This window comes from Mesorhizobium sp. B4-1-1 (assembly GCF_006439375.1).
Taxonomy (GTDB): domain Bacteria; phylum Pseudomonadota; class Alphaproteobacteria; order Rhizobiales; family Rhizobiaceae; genus Mesorhizobium.
The window spans coordinates 353,501-372,288 of the sequence record NZ_VFTH01000003.1; the positions used below are offsets into that span (position 1 = coordinate 353,501).

General features: G+C 61.3%; 14 protein-coding genes. 8 read left to right on the plus strand and 6 right to left on the minus strand.

From position 1 onward, the window contains the following. Position 1: 1 nt before the first annotated feature. The 6 genes from FJW10_RS06400 to FJW10_RS06425 form a co-directional block, all read right to left on the minus strand. Positions 2 to 1,264, minus strand: a complete 1,263-nt coding sequence (locus FJW10_RS06400; RefSeq protein ID WP_140899220.1) for a glycosyltransferase family 4 protein — start codon at positions 1,262 to 1,264, stop codon at positions 2 to 4. Positions 1,265 to 1,279: 15 nt separating this feature from the next. Next, the gene (locus FJW10_RS06405; protein WP_140899222.1) at positions 1,280 to 2,038 is read right to left on the minus strand and encodes a DUF1616 domain-containing protein; all 759 of its coding nucleotides are present in this window, start codon (positions 2,036 to 2,038) and stop codon (positions 1,280 to 1,282) included. Then, the gene (locus tag FJW10_RS06410; RefSeq protein ID WP_140834952.1) at positions 2,025 to 4,001 is read right to left on the minus strand and encodes a hypothetical protein; all 1,977 of its coding nucleotides are present in this window, start codon (positions 3,999 to 4,001) and stop codon (positions 2,025 to 2,027) included. Before FJW10_RS06410 ends, FJW10_RS06405 begins: the two co-directional genes overlap by 14 nt. Beyond that, on the minus strand, positions 4,001 to 5,146 hold the full coding sequence (locus tag FJW10_RS06415; protein ID WP_140899224.1) for a glycosyltransferase family 4 protein: 1,146 nt from the start codon (positions 5,144 to 5,146) through the stop codon (positions 4,001 to 4,003). Before FJW10_RS06415 ends, FJW10_RS06410 begins: the two co-directional genes overlap by 1 nt. Positions 5,147 to 5,151: 5 nt before the next feature. Beyond that, complete coding sequence (locus FJW10_RS06420) at positions 5,152 to 5,958, minus strand: glycosyltransferase family 2 protein (protein ID WP_140899226.1); 807 nt, start codon at positions 5,956 to 5,958, stop codon at positions 5,152 to 5,154. 656 nt (positions 5,959 to 6,614) lie between these two features. Beyond that, entirely contained in the window at positions 6,615 to 8,234 is a 1,620-nt protein-coding gene (locus FJW10_RS06425) for a hypothetical protein (RefSeq protein ID WP_140899228.1), read from the minus strand. Between the two features lie 132 nt (positions 8,235 to 8,366). On the opposite strand from FJW10_RS06425, the gene FJW10_RS31035 reads away from it, so the two are divergent. The 8 genes from FJW10_RS31035 (at position 8,367) to FJW10_RS06465 (ending at position 17,471) form a co-directional block, all read left to right on the plus strand. Beyond that, on the plus strand, positions 8,367 to 8,852 hold the full coding sequence (locus tag FJW10_RS31035; protein WP_348639751.1) for a hypothetical protein: 486 nt from the start codon (positions 8,367 to 8,369) through the stop codon (positions 8,850 to 8,852). Further along, the gene (locus FJW10_RS06435) at positions 8,853 to 10,010 is read left to right on the plus strand and encodes a glycosyltransferase family 2 protein (protein ID WP_140899230.1); all 1,158 of its coding nucleotides are present in this window, start codon (positions 8,853 to 8,855) and stop codon (positions 10,008 to 10,010) included. Then, entirely contained in the window at positions 10,011 to 11,630 is a 1,620-nt protein-coding gene (locus FJW10_RS06440; RefSeq protein ID WP_140834947.1) for a GMC family oxidoreductase, read from the plus strand. It abuts the gene before it with no gap. 7 nt (positions 11,631 to 11,637) lie between these two features. Next, positions 11,638 to 12,537 (plus strand): NAD(P)-dependent oxidoreductase, encoded by a 900-nt coding sequence (locus tag FJW10_RS06445; RefSeq protein WP_140899232.1) that lies wholly within the window; start codon positions 11,638 to 11,640, stop codon positions 12,535 to 12,537. Between the two features lie 332 nt (positions 12,538 to 12,869). Then, positions 12,870 to 13,847, plus strand: a complete 978-nt coding sequence (locus FJW10_RS06450) for an NAD-dependent epimerase/dehydratase family protein (protein WP_181177432.1) — start codon at positions 12,870 to 12,872, stop codon at positions 13,845 to 13,847. Beyond that, positions 13,847 to 15,769: an HAD-IIIA family hydrolase gene (locus tag FJW10_RS06455; RefSeq protein ID WP_246674137.1), complete on the plus strand. Its 1,923-nt coding sequence runs from the start codon at positions 13,847 to 13,849 to the stop codon at positions 15,767 to 15,769. The genes FJW10_RS06450 and FJW10_RS06455 overlap by 1 nt, the downstream gene beginning before the upstream one ends. Next, on the plus strand, positions 15,766 to 16,767 hold the full coding sequence (locus FJW10_RS06460; protein ID WP_140899238.1) for a GHMP kinase: 1,002 nt from the start codon (positions 15,766 to 15,768) through the stop codon (positions 16,765 to 16,767). Before FJW10_RS06455 ends, FJW10_RS06460 begins: the two co-directional genes overlap by 4 nt. Continuing rightward, a complete protein-coding gene (locus tag FJW10_RS06465; protein WP_140899240.1) occupies positions 16,764 to 17,471 on the plus strand; it encodes an SIS domain-containing protein in 708 nt (235 codons plus the stop codon). The genes FJW10_RS06460 and FJW10_RS06465 overlap by 4 nt, the downstream gene beginning before the upstream one ends. The last annotated feature ends 1,317 nt before the right edge of the window (positions 17,472 to 18,788 follow it).

Genomic DNA, 18,788 nt, shown 5'->3' on the forward strand with positions numbered 1-18,788 from the left:
GCTATCCCGAACCTTGCTGTGCCGGCACCGCGGACCTTCCGGGGGCTGGGCGCAGGACGTCCCGGTACACCTGCTCGATCCGGGTCACGACCACTCCGGCCTTGAGGCGCTCGATCCTGGCAAGGCCTGTCGCCTCCAGGCGGGCGAGCAAGGCGCGGTCCTCGAGAAGTGTCTGCATTGCGCTGGCGAGGGCGCGCGCGTCACCGCTCGGCACGAGAAGGCCTGTTTCGCCATGATCGACGATATCCGGCATGCCGCCGATGTCGGTTGCAACAACTGCCTTTCCGGATGCCATCGCTTCCATGATCACTGTCGCGCAGGCTTCTGGCCCCACCGACGGCAGCACGCCGAACAGTGAGCGCCGCCACGCATGCATGATGGCGGAATGCGGCCACATGCTGAAGACTCGAACGTTCGGCGGAAATTTGGTTGGCGTATCGGCGACCCGGCGCCCGATCAGGACCAGTTGTGGCGCCCGCTCCAGACTGGCATAGGCTTGCAGGAGAACGTCAATGCCCTTGAGGCGCGTCAAGTCACCGACGAACAGGATGAATCCATCCCCGGGGAGCTCCCGCAGGCAGGCGTCTTCTGGGCCAACCACCTCGACATCGTCGGGCACGAAGTTGGGGATGACGTCATAAGGGGCGCGGCCTTGGGTGAGTCCGTTGTGACGGGCCACCGCGTGGCTCACCGCGATGAAGCGATCCACCACGCGCCGAGCGGCGAAGCTCGACGCCCAATTACCCAAGGTGGTCACAGCTGCCTTCACCGCTCCGTAGTGCCCGGTGGCGCAAGGCAGGCACTTGGCCGCCGCGGGGCCACTGCAGAGCTGGGCGCCCAAGTGCATGAAGTTCTTCTTAGCGCAGACAAGGCCGTAGTCATGGAACGTAACCACGAGGCGTGCCCCACTCCGACCTTTGAGCGGCAGGAAGGACGCGTAAATCCAGTTGTGGGCGTGAACGATGTCCGGCTGCTCCTGGGCCACCAGCCGCTTCAGGGCAAGCACCAGTTCGGGATCCGGGAAGGGCGGCGCATGGCGGCGCTCGGGATCGGCGTGAAGGCCCGACAGACGCTGGAGCGTGCCGCGCAGGCGATGCACGCGGACCGCGCCGTCCAGCTCAGTTTCGGGCAATCTGGGATGCCACAATGTCCCGACGCTGACATGATGGCCCCGCCGCGCCAGCGCCGCGCCCAGATTGCGGACGTGCCGCTCCTCTCCCCCGATTACCGGAGGATAGAACTGCGATAGCAGCAGGATGCGCATGATCGGGCCTTCATTTCAGAAGCGCGGCACTAGCGTCGAAACGCTGCGATAGAGCCGGTTGTCTTGCGGTCGATAGAGCCGGGCTTCGGCCCTCTGGCGGATTGCTACGGCGGGCACCGGGATTTCTCGCGCCCAGGTATCGCCCGGCGCGACGGCGACCGACCGGAAAACGGCGAACGGTTGCCCATCAAGGGTGATTTCCACGTCGAACCGCTGAGTTTGGGTCTCGGCGCTCCTGATGCCAACCGTGATCCGGTCGCGCTCGCCACCGGCTGACGGCAACAACCAGAACTCGGTGTATTTGAATTCCCGGTGGGCCGCTTCATCTCTGACGGCAAACGCATAGGCCCCGGTCGCCACAAGCACCGCCAGCATGAGCACGGCTCCCTGCCAAACCCGGACCCGCGCCAGAGCCGGCCAAGCTGGCAGATCGGGAGTGTCGCGGCGGACGGCGGCCACCAGTGCAGCGGCCGCCGTCACGGTCCAAAACCACAGCGCCCAGCCGAGCGGCGTCAGGAAGCCTGCGGCGTTCAGTGCAAAGCCCCCAACGATGCCGACGGCGAGGCTTGCTCCGACCGCGTAGACGATGTGTTGCAACGCGGAGGTCGTACTGACGCCAATGGCCCGCAACACCGTGTGACCCGGGACGAGGAACACCACGGGTGCGCCCAGGACAACTCGGAGGAGCGCGCTGTCGCTGAAAGCAACGGCCGCCACCGCGGCCCCCGCCCAAAGGTATGCGGCCAGAAGGTCCCGCTTGCTAATGGTTCTCATGCAATTCCCTCACGTCGTAGATGACGATCCAGCCGTTGTCGTAGATGCGGGTGACGCCCTTGACGTCATTGAACTTAAGGAGCGCTGCACCCGAGAGCGGCGTTCCCTGCCGCCGTTGCCACGGCTGAAAGTAAAAGCCGAGCACCGGCGGAGCCGTGCTCAGGCGCCGGTCGACCAGCAGGAAATCGATGTTGCTTCCCGCCAAAGCCCAAAACTCCCCTGGCCCCAATGTCTCGCCTTCGAATATGCTCGCGGAATCGATGCCTTCTCTGATTTTGACCCTGACGTCCTGCCGGCCGTAGCTGGCAAGCAGAATGCTGTTGATGCGGTCGGAGATGAAGCGGTTGCCGGCACCGAGCCATTCCTTGGCCCAGCGTGCCGTTTCGATCCCCATGGGCTCGATTGATTCCTGATCGGCCGCCACTCTATAGCGCCCATCGATCGGATTGATCGTGGAGCTCGCTACGCCGCCCAGGACGATGACCGCCAGAGCACCGGCGGGCGCGATGCGGCGCCACCCGCGCGGCGCGTGGCCCTGCCAGAAGTGGACGATGCTCACTGCGACGACCAGCCCAACGCCGATGAACACGAACGTTCCCATGCGGTTGCCGATTTCCCATCCGGTGACGGTCAGTCGGAAGGCCACAGAGATCGGGAGCCCGAAGGCCAGCAAGGTGAGGAGCAGGAGGCGGCTGTCACGCCAGCGGCATTTGAGAATGTCCCGGATCGGAAGCCAACCCGGCCGCGCACCACCGAGCGCTGCGATGGCGAGTGACCGAAAGAATCCCGTTGACAGTCCGAGTGCCAGCAGCAGGAGCGCCAGCAAGGTGGTCAGTTGCAGGTAGAAGGCCTTGGCCGGCGCTTGAAGATGTTCCGACGCCGGGGTGGCGGTGCCAAGGATCATGCCAAGCAATGAGTGGAAGCCGGCCCCGATCACCGGGCCGAGATAGCCTGCGAGAGGGATGCCACGGAACTGCATCCACAGGAGCGGCAGGGCTATGGCCAGGATCGCCGTGAGACCCACGCCGATCCTGGCCTCAATCCGCATGGGATCGTGACGGCGCAAAGCTTCGAGACCCGCCAGCGCTCCGAAATAGATGGCGGCGAAGGCGGCCGAGACGTGATGTGTGACCGCGAGGCTTGCCAGCAGCAAGGCTATCAGCCCGAGCGACTTGAGCCTCAGTCTCCCGACGAGATCCTTGGACGCCGCTTCGACCGCGAAAGCCAGCACACACAGCACGATGCCGAGACTCTGGTAGGAGAAACTTGAGTCGAACAGGAAGAAGGTTGAGCAGCCCATATAGGCCAGACAGGCTATAGCCGCGATACGCGGCGATCCGACGATGCTTTCGAGGAACAGAAACAGGGCACCGATGAACGTGCCCTTGAGGATGGCCAATAGGAGCGTTCCCGCCACTAACAAGGGCAGTCCCGTCAGATCGACGATCGCCGTCGTCACGATTTCCAGGGCGGGATACGTTGGCCCGATCGGGAAAAGCGGGTTGGGCAGAAACAGCCGGCGAGCAGTGATGAGATCGTCGGCTGCGATCCAATGCAAGAACTCGTCGTAACCGCTGAAGCTCGTCGGGGAATAGACCTTCTTGCAATAGAACAGAGCTTCGACAAGCAGGAACAGGAGGAACAGGCGCTCACCTCGGGCTGTCGTCGGCCAAGCGATGCGGAGGCTGGTCGGAACGATCAGGAGGACCATACCGGACCAAAAGAGCGCGGGCGCCACGTCATAGCCCCGGCGCCCGGCTGCGTGCCCGGCCACGACCAGGAGCAGAGCCGTGGCGGCGGTCAGGCACAGTATCGCGATCCAACCGTATTTGGCCCGTTGCGGCGGGACATCGGCGCTGCCGCCGTGAATATCGGGACCGATAACGGCCGATAAGAGCCGTATCCCAGCCTGGAGTGGTTTGATCCTGGTTCTCGCGGTGAAATCAGCCTGCGTCATCAGCATCATACCCTCGTCGCGGGAGGCCAGGATGTCACGCCGCCGGGGGCCGAGCGGACCGTGGATCGGCTGCCCAGGACGTTACAATAGACGTCACTCAGCGCTTGCGCGCAGGCATCCCAGTCGGGCAGCGCCAAATCCGGGACCTCCCGATGGGCCTCCAGTTCCTCGGCCATAGCGGTGGCCAGCTCTCCCGCATCGGCGTTGCACGAAATCGCCCGGCACAGGCCATTGGCAGCCAGCTCCCGCAGACCGGACGTGTCGCTGACGAGGACCGGACGGCGCAGCGACAGGGCTTCCATCACGGCGACCGGATGGGCTTCGTATTCGCTGAACAGCACGAACAGCGCGGCACTCGCCAATAGATCTGCCATTTGCTGCCGCTCCGAGGCGCGGATACCAGCGATTGTGACCCGCCTCTCGAGGCCGAGCGTCGCGACGAGGCGCCGCAATTCTCCCTCGTACGGGCCAGTACCGACGATGTGAAGTCGTACATCCGGTACCCGGCGGATCAGGGCGGGCAAGGCTGCGATCGCCCGGTGATGGCCCTTGTAGCGCTCCAGCCTGCCACCCGAGACGATCAGGTGAGGATCGACCTTGACGCCGGGGCTCGGAGCCGGCATCGCGGCGCCGTTCGGGATGACGACAAACCGCTCCCGCGGCACGCCCATCCTCCGGCTGAAGAAGTCGGCTTCGAATTCGGAGACGCCGATCAGCCGCGCGGCCCGGGCTACCAGCGGCCGGAGCAGCATATGCTGGGTGCTGCGTATGGCGTTGCGCAGCCGGGAGGAATGCCCGCCGCTGTGGAAGGTCAGGACGAACGGCAGTTGCCCGCGCACAGCCGCGAGCAGTCCGATCGGCACCACGAAAGTGCTGTAACCCTGGAAGTGAAGCAAATCCCAGGCCCCGCGCCGGATCGCGGTATAAATGCCGGGTGCCACATAGAGGTCCAGTTCCCTTGGCCAGGCCGGGACACGCCGCACACGCATGCCGCCAAACTCCTCCTCAACTGGCAACTCCCCGGAGGGATCGGTAGTGAGCACGTCGACCGCATGGCCACGCGCCACCAAGCGGGGTCCGACTTCCTGGATGTGAGTTTCAGTGCCGCCCATAAAGGGGTAACAGCGAGCGGCAACCATCAGGATTCGCATCAGGCCTACCCGCCGTCATCACAGGCTGTCGCGCCCCGCCCGTGTTGTTGGTACACCCACTCACGCAAGATGGTCTTGAGGACGCGCCAACCGTCCGGGATGGCACGCAGATGGCTCACACCGCTGATGCGCGGAGCTTCGAAACTCGGCACCTCGACGATATTGAGGTGGTTCTTCAAAGCCCGCACGTTGATGAGGGTCTCGATCTCGAACCCATCGCAGTCGCAATTGAGCGTGCTGACGTGCCTGGTCCAGAAGGCAATGTATCCGTAACATAGGTCGGAGAACCAACCGCCATAGAGGAGTCGCACGAACAGGGTCAGCCCTCTGTTGCCGACCATCCGGAAAAGCGACATGTCGTCGGTGCCGGCGCCCTGGATAAAGCGTGAACCTTTGACGAGATCCGCGCCGGCCATCAGCGCACTGACAAAGACGATCGCCTCCTCAGGGACCATGGAGCCATCAGCGTCCAGCATGACGATGATGTCGCCTGTGGCGGCGCGGAATCCCGCTTGCAGTGCGGCACCCTTGCCCCGGCGGGGCTCCATGACAACCTTTACGTCCCCGCGTAGGCGGCGCGCGACCGCGACCGTGTCGTCGGTCGAACGGCCATCCACGATGATGATCTCGTGCGCCCAGCTGGGGATGCGCGGCAGAAGCCAAGGGAGGTTCTCGGCTTCGTTGAGCGTCGGCACGATGAAGCTTACTCGGGGTAGGGCCAACGATTGCCGCAGCCCGAACTTGATTGGGTCAGGCGGCGACACGGCACTGACAGGGGTGAGAACACTAGCACTAGAGAGACCGGCATTCATGGTAGCGCTGCACGATCGAGCGATGGGACCCAGGGGGCGGGTTGGAAACGCACCAAGACTGCCGACAGGTGTCCGGTGCGATGATGGGAGGAATGATAGGTCCCGGAAAGGACCTGCCCCAGAATGGCGGCCATATCCCCGGGTTCAGCTATGTTGATCATATGGAGACTCCCGGACGTGACGAAAGATGAGATGAAACAAGACTGAGAGATTGAATGATTGAACCTTCCTTGGCCTGGATTAAGCAAGGATTGCTGATGCGACGCCGCAATGGAAGCTTCAATAGATGGTTAGAAGACACCATAGGTGATTAGCTCTTTGTGGTTATCCCTTCAGGTTAGCTCGCGCCAACCGCCATGACAGATGGCACGACAGTGGCACGATCACCTTCAGCGGGTGCGGCAGCAGCGCTGCCGCCGATAGACCTGAGGAGCCGCCAGCAGTGCGATGCGTCACGCCCGCGAGGACAATCATCGAGCTGCGACCGGGATCCAAATCCCCGGACGACAGGCTCTCGGAGCAAGCAGGGTAGAAGGCAGCGAACATCGCCGGCGCGATGAATCTCGCTGAAACGTCGACATTGCCACTGGCCAGAAGCCGCGGGGCCCCGGATATGGGCTCGCTTCTTCATCCGCCCGTAATTTCCGAGCTACCCCTTAATCTTGCGCGCCAGAAGGATCGAGGGCCCGACCGCCTGGCCATGCTAACTGTTGGGGACGAGAAAGGGGCCGCCCATGTGACGCTGAGGGCGGAACATCGGGCGCAAACAGCCGATACGAAGTCGTGACCTGGCGCAAGCCACGGACGTGACCGAATAGGTCGATCACCTCCAGGCCAGACCGGCGGTTATAGGTGTGACACCCGAACGCTCCGGACGAAATGCCACCGATCGGGGTCTGGGCAAACTCCGACTCGCCGAGCGCATCGATCCGGCAGAACGTCACCGCGCCGCCGTAGCTGCGAGCGCAATTCTGGACTGGGCGTAGCATGCGTCCGCCGTGTCGGATAACGGCGCCTGCGGGGCGGCTGAGCGCAGCATCGAGCAGAATGGGGTTTGCTGCATGCGGCGTCCAAGGTTCGGTCAGGCTCGCGGCATGGTAGAGGCTAAGAACATCCCAGGACGTGGACCTCCACAGCCTTGGGCTGACGAAAAACCAAAAGCGGCCCTTATGGCGCAGCGGCGTGGTGTCGTAGCCCTCAATGCCTTCCAGGAGGCATGCCTCCCGCTTCCACCGGTACGGGAATTCGACCGCCCTGTAGAGACTGACATTCCTTGCCGCACCCGATTCGGGGATCATCCAGACCTGCCCGTCCTGCTCGAACACGAACGGGTAGGAGAGGTGGTGCGGCTCCTCCAAGACGATCTGAGGTGCGCCGGCAGCCCCGCTCCGATCCGCTGTCACGACCGCAATGCACCCCCGGTTCTTTGAGTAGAGGTACTGTTCGACGAAGATGAAATCCTGCCCCTGATGCCGGAACGGGAACGGGTCGGCAAGGAAGCTGCCGGTGTCTCCGGTGAGCACGCTGAAAGCTGCTTCGCCTTTGTCGAGCAGACTCGCCGCCTGGTCGAAGCGCCAGCCGATCCCCCACGATCTGCCGCCTCTCGCCAATCCGTCCAAGAACGCGATTGCCTTCGATGCCGCCGTGCCGGTCTCCCATGCAATGGCCGAAAGCGCGCCGAGCGAAGGCGCGGCCGTCGGCGGACCGGGAACACCGGACGGAGCTGAACTGGTTTCCTCGCGCAAGGCTTTTAGAATCAGCGCCACAGCGCAGGAGAGGACGCTGTCGAGACCCGCTGCGAACACTTTACGGTCCACACTGGCCGGACGCGCCATCCACGGCTGCGACGGGCGCGCCGTATCGTAGAGGTCGACGACAAGGTCCTGATCATTCGCCAAGGCCGTCATGACTCCGATCTCGCTCGGTAGCCCGTTGAAGAGTGGAGTAAGCACGCGTCGTCCCGACGGGAGCGGCTCTTCGCCGCTCAAATTGATCACCACATCCACTTGGTTGGCCGTTGGCGGCGGCAGGGATCGCAGCTCGGCCTCGACGGAGCCGGTGACACCGTTGACACGGTAACCATAGAGTAGTCGCTCGAGTTCGATCAACAGGCGGAAGATCAACGGCAGCGGGCGGCAGCCAGCCGCGAAAGCGCAGGAGACATCGTTGCCGGGCACTTCAGCAAGCGCCTCTGCCAGCCACAGATGCCAGCGCAGCAGCCGCGACGGATCGAGACTCAAGCAAATGCGCATTGTTGTTCTCACGGCGAATTTCAAGCAGACGACAGCTTTGACGAGCACCCGCAGCCAGGCACCACTATGCCCGATCGATGCGGGGCTGTGCGAGGCCAGAGGAGGTAATCCTTAGGGGCCGTTGCACTCGGCGCCCGGCGAGAGCCATATGCAGGGATGATGGCTGGCTGGCAACGGGCGAAATACTGGCTGCGCAATGCCGGATCAGGCGCGCTCGTATTCGTGTCCGTTCTGGCAGTCGCGAGCACCGCGCACGATCCATCGGTAACGTCCTTCATCAAGACTTCCGGAACGACCTTCACGTTGGACGGCAAGCCGTTCTTCGTGACTGGCGTAAACAGCCACCATCTGACCTACGGATCGCAGGACGAGGTCACCCGCGTTCTCGATGATGCGGTAGCGATGGGCGCCAATGTGGTCCGCAACTTCCTCCAGCCGGTGATCGGGTCGCTCGATGGAAGCGTCGCTACGATCTGGGATTGGCGGCTTGAAGGCGATGCCAGCGTCGTGATCTGTGCCGACCACACTCGATCGCTCGGACGGTTTGAACGACCACGACGCGGCGGTGCGCCGCCGGACCATCGCCCGGTTTATCGAAGAGTTTGGGAACACATTGGCAGCTCAAGTCGGGAGAATTCCTAAATGCATATTGCGCAATCGGGTCCACCGATCGGCGTTGGCCAGGAAAGCCACGTCCGCAACCCAAGTATCGGTCTCGCCCGCCGCAAACCTGACGCTGCCGCTGCCACAACCGGTCAGCCTGGATCGCGAACCGAGCAGACCGAGGATGGCGTCGGCAGCGAGCGCCGGCAGATTCCCCCCACGATCTCGGTGATTATCTGTGCCTACACTGAGGAAAGATGGGAGCTGATGCTCCAGTCGGTGGCCTCGGCACAGGGGCAGACCTTGCAACCCTGCGAGATCATCGTATGCGTCGATCAGCCGTTGTTTCGCCGTTGTGCCGCCCACTGGGCTGACTTCGCCGCATCCACCCCCCCGGTACGGGTGATCCAGAACAAATGGGATGGGCATCTCGGGTCGGCTCGAAACACGGCAGCCGAGACGGCTGCCGGAGAGATCCTGGCGTTCCTGGATGACGATGCGGCGGCCGACAAGGACTGGCTCGAGATTCTCACCGCCCCGTACCAGGACGAGCGCATCGGCGCCGTCGGCGGGCGCCCCATACCGGTTTTCGAGACCGGCCGCCCGGCCTGGTTCCCTGTGCAGTTCGACTGGGTGTTCGGATGTGCTTATGATGGCCTTCCGACCAGCCGAGGCCCTTTGGCCCGCCTCATTGGAGCCAATATGTCGGTGCGGCGGATCTTCCTCGAGCAGGTGGGAGGGTTCCATTCCGACAGGCACGACGACATGGACATGTGCCACCGCGTGGCGCACATCAAGGGCAGTGAGGCGGTCATCTATGAACCGGCGGCGACCGTCCGCCACTTTGTACCCGCCTCACGTGCGGCCTGGAAGTACTTCTGGCGTCGCTGTTTCTTCGTCAACAAGGGGAAGGTCGAGGCCTTTGCCCAGATGGGCGACGCCGCCACGCTGAGTGCAGAGGCCCGTTTCGTCTGGCATGCGCTGACCAAGGGTGTGCCGAGGGAGATTTTGCAAGCGGCCAAGGGTGACGCCGCCGGACTGGCCCGGTCCGCAGCAATAGTCGCTGGCGTGGGGCTGGCCGCGGCAGGCCACATCGCCGGCCGGATCGAGCTGGTACGGCGCTTTCGCCGGCGGCGCCCACAGGCAACCAAGCAGATACTGGACACAGCCGCGCAAGGCGGTGGCCGCGGGAAGTAGATGCCGTCTTCGATAATCATTGGTTCGGGTCCGGCTGCAGCCGCCGCCGTGTTGGCGCTGTCCGAAAAACCGGACGAGAAGATAACCGTGTTCGATCCGGGCACCGTGCTGGAGGCGGACACCCAGCAGGTCATAGCCAGGCTGTCCAGGCTGCGTGTCGACGATTGGGATGAGGAGGATGTCCGCCGGGTCAGCCAGCAGCCCAAGCGGGTCCAATCCGACTCGCTGCCTGAAAAGAGAAGCTACGGATCCGATTTCCCGTTTGCCAACAAGGGCCAACTCGACGGCGTCCATTCCGTGAGCAGAGTGAACCCGGCGGTCATATCGAGCGCCTACGGGGGGTTCAGCAATGTCTGGGGGGCCCAGATCATGCCCTTCAGCGCCGCCACGTTCAAGGGATGGCCGTTCGGCTTCTCGGATATCGAAGAGCACTATCGAACGATCCTGGGTCACATACCTTTTGCCGGAGAGTCCGACGATCTCGAGGAGTGGTTTCCCCTCATCGGATCCCCGGACCCGCTTCCGCCGCTGGCGCCGCGAACACAAATGGTCCTGGCCAACTACGACCGGCACCGCGAGCGAGTGCGCTCCACCGGAATAACGATGGGCCGCGCCCGACTCGCCTTCGCTGCCCCTCAATGCCAGCCTTGCAGCCTGTGCATGACCGGGTGCCCACGGTCGCTAATCTTCTCGGCCTCGCACAGCTTCGATCGCTTCCGGCGCAACGGGAGGATCGACTACCGCAGCGGGTTGCTCGCGGTGCGAGTCGAACAGGAGGGCGACACGGCCGTCGTGCACGCCCGGGAGCTGTCGAGCGGCCGGATCCAGCGATTCACGGCCGACCGGGTCTTCGTGGGCTGCGGAGCAATCGGGACCACAAGGCTGATGCTAGGCTCGCTCGGATCGAACCAGCCGGTGCATCTTTCGGAATCTGCTCAGTTCGTTCTTCCAATGATTTCCATGAAGCCAACCCCCGACCCACGTGCAAGGCGCGAGTTCACACTCAACCAGTTCACCATGGTCGTCGCTAGGGACGACGAAGGCTTGGATATTTCACAGATTCACCTCTATCCGTTCAATCAGGCATATTACGATGCGCTTCCCGGTTTCCTCAAACACCGCGCCGCCGCCTTCGCAACCGATCGGCTGCTCAGCCGCTTGACGGTAGGCCTGGGCTACTTGCCGTCCTGGGCATCACCCAAGATCCGAGTGAGCGCCCAGCTGTCCGCGGCAGCTCCTGATGAGCTACCCCAGATCACCCTCACTTCGGAGGGCTTCAGCGAGGCCAAGGTCAGGGGCAAGAACGTGCCTCCGATGCTGCCTGACGTGATAAGCCGGATCCGCAGGGCGGCACCTTACCTTGACTTGTGGCCAGTCACGCCGCGGATGTTGTGGTCGGGCGGAGCCAAAAGCTACCATTTTGGCGGCAGCTTTCCTCACGCCAATGAGCCGGATTCCGGGATTGAGACGACAGACCGCCTCGGGCGGCTGGCGCGCTGGGACCGGATCCATCTCATCGACGGGTCGGTTTTCCCGAATGTTCCGGCTACCACCTTCACGCTGACGGTGATGGCCAATTCTCATCGCATCGCCCGCGAAGCGATGCAACTGACGGCTTGACCGTTCGATGCGGGTCGGTATCACCGGAGCGAACGGATATGTCGGGACCGTCCTGCGCGCCGCCTTCGCCGAAGAAGGGCATGAGGTCATCGGCTTCGCCCGTTCGAGCCGGGTGACCTCCGAATCTGCCGCCGGCGTCGCCGAATGGCGCCCATACGAGATCAAGCGCCCGCCATCGGGGGCTGCATTCAGCGACCTGGATGTGCTCATCCACGGTGCATGGGACCTGACCCTCGTCAGCGCCGGCGATGTGTGGGGCACCAATGTATCAGGCTCGCAGCACCTGCTCCGCAATGCCGCCGACGCAGGGGTTCGCCGGGTCATTTTTATCTCTTCGATGTCCGCCTATAAGGGAACCCGGCAGTTGTACGGTCAGGCGAAACTGGCCTGCGAGCGCACGGCCAGCGGCCTGGGAGGTGTCTCCACCCGCCTCGGACTGGTGTACGGCCCCGGTTGGGGCGGGATGGCAGGCGCGCTCCGTAAGCTCACCACGCTGCCGGTTACACCTCTCATCGGGGAGCAATCTCATCAGTTCATGGTGCATGAGGCGGACATGGCAGCCGCTATGGTGCGTATTGCCGAGTCGGACATGCCCCTGCCGGAACCGGTGGGGCTGGCCAACCCCGAACCGGTGCCTTTCCGGCGGCTCATGAACGAGATCGCCGCATCCCAAGGCAGAACACTGCGCGCCGTCCCCGTGCCCTGGCAGCTTGTCAGTGGCGCCCTCAAGGCAGCTGAGGCCCTGCATGTCCCCCTGCCCTTCCGATCCGACTCCATCCTCGGGCTCGTGCGCCCGGCGCGAGAGGTTCCCGGCGTAGAGCGGCTCAAGCAGTTCGGTATCGAGTTTCGGAGCTTCTCGCTGGATGGCGAGCGCCCCTCATCCGGGGCATTGCGTCGGTATTCTTAGTCGAAGGCCGGTTCGATCCGCCAGAGACGCAAACGGCGAGATTGTGCGGCTGGCACGATCGCCAGGATCCGCAGCCGCCGCCCCAGGCGGGCGCGATGCGATTCAGTCCGGATCAGCAAAATGGGGCTACCCCCGAGGAATAATCGCGGATCGAAGAAAACCATGCAATGATTCACAAAGACGCAAGAGACGCATGACCTCAAAGACGGGCGCAGAGAGCCCCCGTCGAACTCCCGGCTGTCCAGCGGTGAAGGCTTGCAAACGGAAGTCATTGCAGAATCCGGAAGGCTTTGGCGCGAAAGCTTGCGCACAAAAGGCAAGGGGCGATCCGATTGGTTGAACCGCGCGCCATCTTCATATCGGGAGTGGCCGGCTTTGTAGGAAGCAGGCTTGCAAGGATCTTTATTGATCGTGGATATTCGGTCTTTGGCTTTGACAACCTGTCGCGAGGTTCTCGGAAAAACCTCAACGAGCTTCTTACGCATGAGAGGTTCATTTTCGAGAAAGTGGACCTCTCGGACGCGGCTGCGGTGAGAAGCCGCTTTATGAACTGTCACAGTCGCATTCCGATTTCCGAAGTCTGGCACATGGCTGCCAATTCGGACATTCCCGCAGGAATCTCCGATGCCTCTGTCGATCTGCGCGATACCTTTCTAACGACGTTCAACGTGTTGGACGCAATGAGGGAGGCGGGAGTTCCGTTCCTTGCTTTTGCATCCAGTTCAGCCGTGTACGGCGATTTGGGGGAGGTTCCGATCAGAGAGGATGTCGGGCCGCTGCTGCCGATTTCCAACTACGGCGCCATGAAGCTCGCATCGGAAGCGCTAATCAGCGCAGCCGTCGAGAACTGGTTGGGGCGGGCCTTGATCTTTCGCTTTCCGAACGTGATCGGCGTTCCGGCAACACATGGCGTCATTCTGGATTTCATCAGAAAGCTGAAGGTCACACCAAACAAGCTGAACGTTTTGGGATCGGGCCGGCAACGGAAGGTATATCTTCACGTCAATGATCTGATCGATGCGATCGTCTACCTGCGTGCAAACTCATCCGAGCGGCTTGGCTGCTACAATATCGGCCCCGAGGACAAAGGGGTAACCGTCAGCTTCATAGCGGAAACCACTGTCGAGGCTGTCGCACCGGGCGCGGGGATCGAATACGGGTTTGAAGATCGCGGTTGGACGGGGGATGTTCCCCGGTTTTCCTATGACGTAGCAAAGCTCCGTGCACTTGGTTGGCGGCCCCAGCTTGGATCGGCCGACGCTGTCCGAAAAGCCGTCGTGGAAATCGTGCGGCAGGAAGGACACCCGTGATGCAGGCCGTTGTACTTGCCGGTGGTCTGGGGACACGGCTCAGGGGCCGGATCGGTGATCTGCCCAAGTCGCTGGCCAACATTGGTGGCAAGCCACTTCTCGAGCATCAAATCCTCCTCGCCAAGCAACACGGGATCGAGAGGATCTTGATCCTGGTGAACCACGCAGCCGAGCAAATCGTGGAATTTTGCAATCATCGCGGGAATTGGGGGATTGAAGTTCGTTGCGTAGATGACGGCGCGCCTCGCGGGACTGCCGGAGCGGTTCTGTCCGTTTTGGATCTGCTCGACGAGGACTTCCTCACGATCTACGGCGACACGATGCTCGACGTCGATCTCACCCGCTTCAAGCGCTTCCATGAAAAACACGAGGCAGCAGCCGCAACTGTTTTCACCCATCCGAATGATCACCCGCATGATTCCGATCTGATCGAAACGTCGGAAGATGGCGTGGTTACCGCGTTCCATCCATATCCACACGATCCCGGTTGCTTTTATCCCAACAAAGTCAGCGCAGCTCTTTACTACATTCGAAGACAAGCCTTGTACCCATGGCGCGCCACGGCAACTCCGCTCGATTTTGGCAAGGATCTCTTTCCTGAAATGCTTCGGGCGGGCGCGGAGATCAGAAGCTATAGCAGCCCTGAGTACATAAAAGACGCGGGAACCCCGGCGAGACTTGACAAGGTTTGCGCCGACCTTGCCTCCGGCCGCATAGCCCGAGCTTCACTCGCTTCTCCGCAGAAAGCAGTATTTTTGGACAGGGACGGCTGCATCAATGTCGACGATGGGCACATCGATCGTCCCGAACGCTTCGAACTGATCGAGGGGGCCGCGGCCGCGATCGCTTGTTTCAACCAGGCCGAATACCGGACAATCGTCGTCACAAACCAACCCGTTGTGGCGAGAGGGGATTGCTCTGTACGAGACTTGCGGATGATCCATAACAAGATGGAGACCGAGCTTGGCCGCCGCGGGGCTTTTGTCGATGCCATCTATTACTGCCCGCACCATCCAGATCGCGGCTTTGCCGGTGAGGTGGCAGCGCTGAAGGTCCACTGTGAATGCCGCAAGCCCGCCACCGGGTTGATCGACCAGGCGATCGAGGCGCTCTATATCGATCGCAGACAATCCTGGGTCATCGGCGATTCCTCTACCGACATCGCACTCGCAAAACGGTCCGGCATCAGATCGATCCTGGTCGAGACTGGCGCGGGCGGGCTGGACAGCAAGTATCATGTCATGCCCGACTATACCGTTCCGGACTTGTTCGAGGCTGCCAAGTTCATTCTCACCGTTCATCCGACCTTGGTGGACACGGCATCCGATCTGATCGCGCATGTGAATCCGGGTGACGTGTGTTTCGTGGCAGGGCTTTCCAGGAGCGGAAAGAGCGTCCTTTCCAGCGCTATCGCCGAGGTACTTCGCGGCCGCGGCTTTGATGCGCAAGTCGTTGCCCTTGATCGTTGGATACGGCCCGCCACCGATCGCGAAGCAACGGTGATGGGTCGCTACGACATGAAAGAAATCAGGAAGATTCTAAGCCGCCTAGTGAGCGTTCGTTCTCGCGAGACGCTCGATCTGCCCTATTACGAAAAGCTGAGCCGCGTATCGCATCCAGGATCGGAAAAGATAAGCATTTCTCCGGAAACCATCCTGGTCGTGGAAGGAGCCGTCGCTCTTTCGCTGTCCGATGTGGTTTTGCCCGGTCGTGCACACACATTCTTCGTTGATATCGATGAGGAGCTGAGGAGGTATCGAGTAACGCGGGAATACTCGCGTCGAGGTGTGGATCGGGAGGCTGCAGCGCGTATCTATAGTTCCCGCCAGGAGGACGAGACACCAATCGTCTTGGCATCGCGGGCGAGCGCCAACCAGTGTGTCCGATTGCGGGCGATCGAACTGATTGAGGCCGTCGGATGATCATCAGCCAGACGCCGCTTCGAGTGAGCTTCGTGGGGGGTGGCAGCGATCTGCCTGCCTTTTATCGGGAGGAAGGCGGCGCCGTCCTAAGCGTTGCTATCGACAAGTACGTATACGTGAATGTGAACCGCAAGTTCGATAACGGCACTCGAATCGCTTATTCAAAAACCGAAGAGGTCGATAGCGTTGAGGATATCCAGCATCCGATTGTCAAGGCGACGATGGGATATCTTGGGATATGCGGGGGCATTGAGATAACGACTATTGCCGATATTCCATCCAAGGGAACCGGACTTGGATCATCGAGCGCTTTTACGGTTGGCCTTCTCCACGCGCTGAACGCGTTTCGGGGGCAATATGTCTCCAAGGCAAAGCTCGGTGCCGATAGTTGTTGCATCGAGATCGAACTTTGTGACGCGCCCATTGGAAGGCAGGATCAATACGCCGCCGCCTTCGGCGGATTGAATCTCATCGAGTTTCACTCCGATGACAGCGTTTCGGTGTCACCGCTCATATGCCCGCGTGATTTCATCGCTTCGATCGAGAAGCAAGTACTCATGTTCTACACCGGCATTACGCGCAGTGCTTCGGACATCCTCGTGCGACAGTCGGAGTGCATCGCAAGAGCTCCGGACAAGCGCAAAGCGCTCAGGCGGATGGTCGGGCTCACCTATCAGCTTCGTGATGAACTGCATCGATGCAACCTCGATGCCTTCGGCGAAATCCTCCACGAGAACTGGCTCTTGAAAAAGAGCCTCTCTGAGGAAATCACGAACGATGCAATCGATCACTGGTACCAGACCGCGATACGGGCGGGTGCCACGGGCGGCAAGCTGCTGGGTGCAGGTGCAGGAGGTTTTCTCATGTTCTTCGCACCTCTCGATCGCCACGATGCAATCAAAGCGGCCCTCGGGGACCTAAAGCACTTCCCTGTCAAGTTCGACTTCGCCGGGAGCCGCATCGTTCACTATCAACCGACATCGGAGTCCACCCAATGAAGCATTTTGGCGGCAGTACTCAATCAACCGACATCGGAGCCCGCCCAATAAAAAATCTTGGCGGCAGTGCTCAAGCCTATTTCAAGAAACTCGAGATCGTCCTGGCTTCGTTGGACCACGAAAGCATCGACAATGCAGTGGCCTTGGTCGCCCAGGCACAGGAGGATGGCAAGCAGATAATCACGCTTGGAAATGGTGGCAGTTCGCTCACGGCGCTGCATTTCATCACCGACTGGAACAAGAGCATCTATCTCTCCACGAAGCGCCCGTTTCGTGGCCGGACGCTGATCGACAATGTGGGCCTTACGTTTGCATACGCGAACGATGTTTCTTTCCAGGATGTGTTCGTCGAGCAGCTAAAGAACATCCTGAACGAGGGCGACTTGGTCATCGCGATTTCGGGAAGCGGAAACTCGGAAAACGTTCTGCGCGCCGTTCGATACGCCAATGATCATGCCGCAGTTACGTTAGGCCTTTGCGGATATGGCGGAGGAACGCTCAGGCAGATCGCCCAACATGTGGTTTGGGTCAATGTGAATGACATGCAAATTGCGGAAGACATACATTCCATGTTCGGGCATGTCGTCATGCAGCGTCTTTGTCTTGCGGGTAATCAACAGTGGAGCGATCGGCCGCAGCGGCGCAGCGCTGCTGGACGCTTCGATGCAAATCCAGTTGGCGCCGAGACGAGCTGGCAATCCTGATCGAGAACAAGCGATGCAGCATTATCGGCTCTACGTTCTGGACGACCGCGGCCAGTTCAAGGGCAGCATCAACCTTACCTGCATAGACGACGTTGCGGCGAAAGAGCAGGCCAGGCTGTTGGCAGATGGCCACGAAGTGGAGCTTTGGCGCCTCGTTGCGCGGTTCAAATTTGACAATCCGCGGAGCCGACCCGCGGGGACGAAGCGCACGCGCGTCCTGGCGCCACGTTCCAGCCATTTCAACAAGCCACCCAAGCGATCGCACTCTCCCCTTGGATGCGGTTGCGCGTCTGGGCACCGTTCAGATCTTGAAAAATATGATGCCGATGAGGCACCGTTGGCGTTGCGATTGAGCGGCTGTCCAGCGCTATAGAGATCGCGCCCGGTAACCGTGCCAGGCCTTCCGCCTTCGATCATTGAAAGCGGATGACGCGGGCTTCGCCGCTGTGTGTTGGCGACGTCGCTCAGCAACACGTGTAGAGACTGGAGCGTGATCAACCGCGCAACGGCTGACCTCGGCCAAGCGCATCGGCGCGCCAACGGTGGTCGAACATCCGGGTCGGCAGCTCCAGCAATAGGCTCGACGGCTCGTCCGCCATGCAGCATCGGAAGACAATCCCGCCCACTCCTCTCGACGACCTCAAATGCGAGCGGCCCGCTCGAACCAACGGGGGCCCAGCGAGCGCAACATCTCAGCGGACGGGCATGGTTTTGGTAGGGCGTCCGGAAGGCCGTCTCGGTGCGGCCGTACGATCACTTTCTATATTAGGACGTGTTTATAAGTTACATTAGGAATGTGTTAATAATACCGCACCGGGCCTCATTCTCGCCGTAAATGGTAGTATGGTCGCTCATGTCACGTACATCGTCCTCAAGTGATCAATTCACGCAGGTACAGATGGTGCGCGTGCGTAAATTAGAATGCGGAAATGCCTGTGTTTTCTTAGGGGCGCGGGTGGAATGAAAACAAAAAAAGACGCAATGAACTAAGGAACTGCTGTGCTTATACTAGATAGCACGCTCGGTGGCACGTCCACCGGGAGGGATGCGCTCAACTTTTATCCGGCTGCGGCTCAAACCGTTGAACTCCTTTCGCGCGTTGGTAGCGACACCGTTTATGGGCTCAAAGGCGAGCGCATGATGAGCATTTCCGTCGACAAAACTCGCCTTCGATGGTGGGTTCAACGTTGAGCTCGCTCGACCAGGATGTCTGGGGCGAGGACATCCAAATCTCCGCTACTTTGTAATCAGTCCGCGTTGTCTAGCTGCGAGTTTGAAATCAGTTCGCGTCGCCTAGCTGCGGACATGCGACATGTC

Coding starts and splice junctions, on each gene's coding strand:
- FJW10_RS06410 (WP_140834952.1), bottom strand. CDS start 4,001: ATGCTGATGACGCAGGCTGATTTCACCGCGAGAACCAGGATCAAACCA.
- FJW10_RS06420 (WP_140899226.1), bottom strand. CDS start 5,958: ATGAATGCCGGTCTCTCTAGTGCTAGTGTTCTCACCCCTGTCAGTGCC.
- FJW10_RS06405 (WP_140899222.1), bottom strand. CDS start 2,038: ATGAGAACCATTAGCAAGCGGGACCTTCTGGCCGCATACCTTTGGGCG.
- FJW10_RS06440 (WP_140834947.1), top strand. CDS start 10,011: ATGCCGTCTTCGATAATCATTGGTTCGGGTCCGGCTGCAGCCGCCGCC.
- FJW10_RS31035 (WP_348639751.1), top strand. CDS start 8,367: ATGATGGCTGGCTGGCAACGGGCGAAATACTGGCTGCGCAATGCCGGA.
- FJW10_RS06435 (WP_140899230.1), top strand. CDS start 8,853: ATGCATATTGCGCAATCGGGTCCACCGATCGGCGTTGGCCAGGAAAGC.
- FJW10_RS06445 (WP_140899232.1), top strand. CDS start 11,638: ATGCGGGTCGGTATCACCGGAGCGAACGGATATGTCGGGACCGTCCTG.
- FJW10_RS06400 (WP_140899220.1), bottom strand. CDS start 1,264: ATGCGCATCCTGCTGCTATCGCAGTTCTATCCTCCGGTAATCGGGGGA.
- FJW10_RS06465 (WP_140899240.1), top strand. CDS start 16,764: ATGAAGCATTTTGGCGGCAGTACTCAATCAACCGACATCGGAGCCCGC.
- FJW10_RS06455 (WP_246674137.1), top strand. CDS start 13,847: ATGCAGGCCGTTGTACTTGCCGGTGGTCTGGGGACACGGCTCAGGGGC.
- FJW10_RS06460 (WP_140899238.1), top strand. CDS start 15,766: ATGATCATCAGCCAGACGCCGCTTCGAGTGAGCTTCGTGGGGGGTGGC.
- FJW10_RS06415 (WP_140899224.1), bottom strand. CDS start 5,146: ATGCGAATCCTGATGGTTGCCGCTCGCTGTTACCCCTTTATGGGCGGC.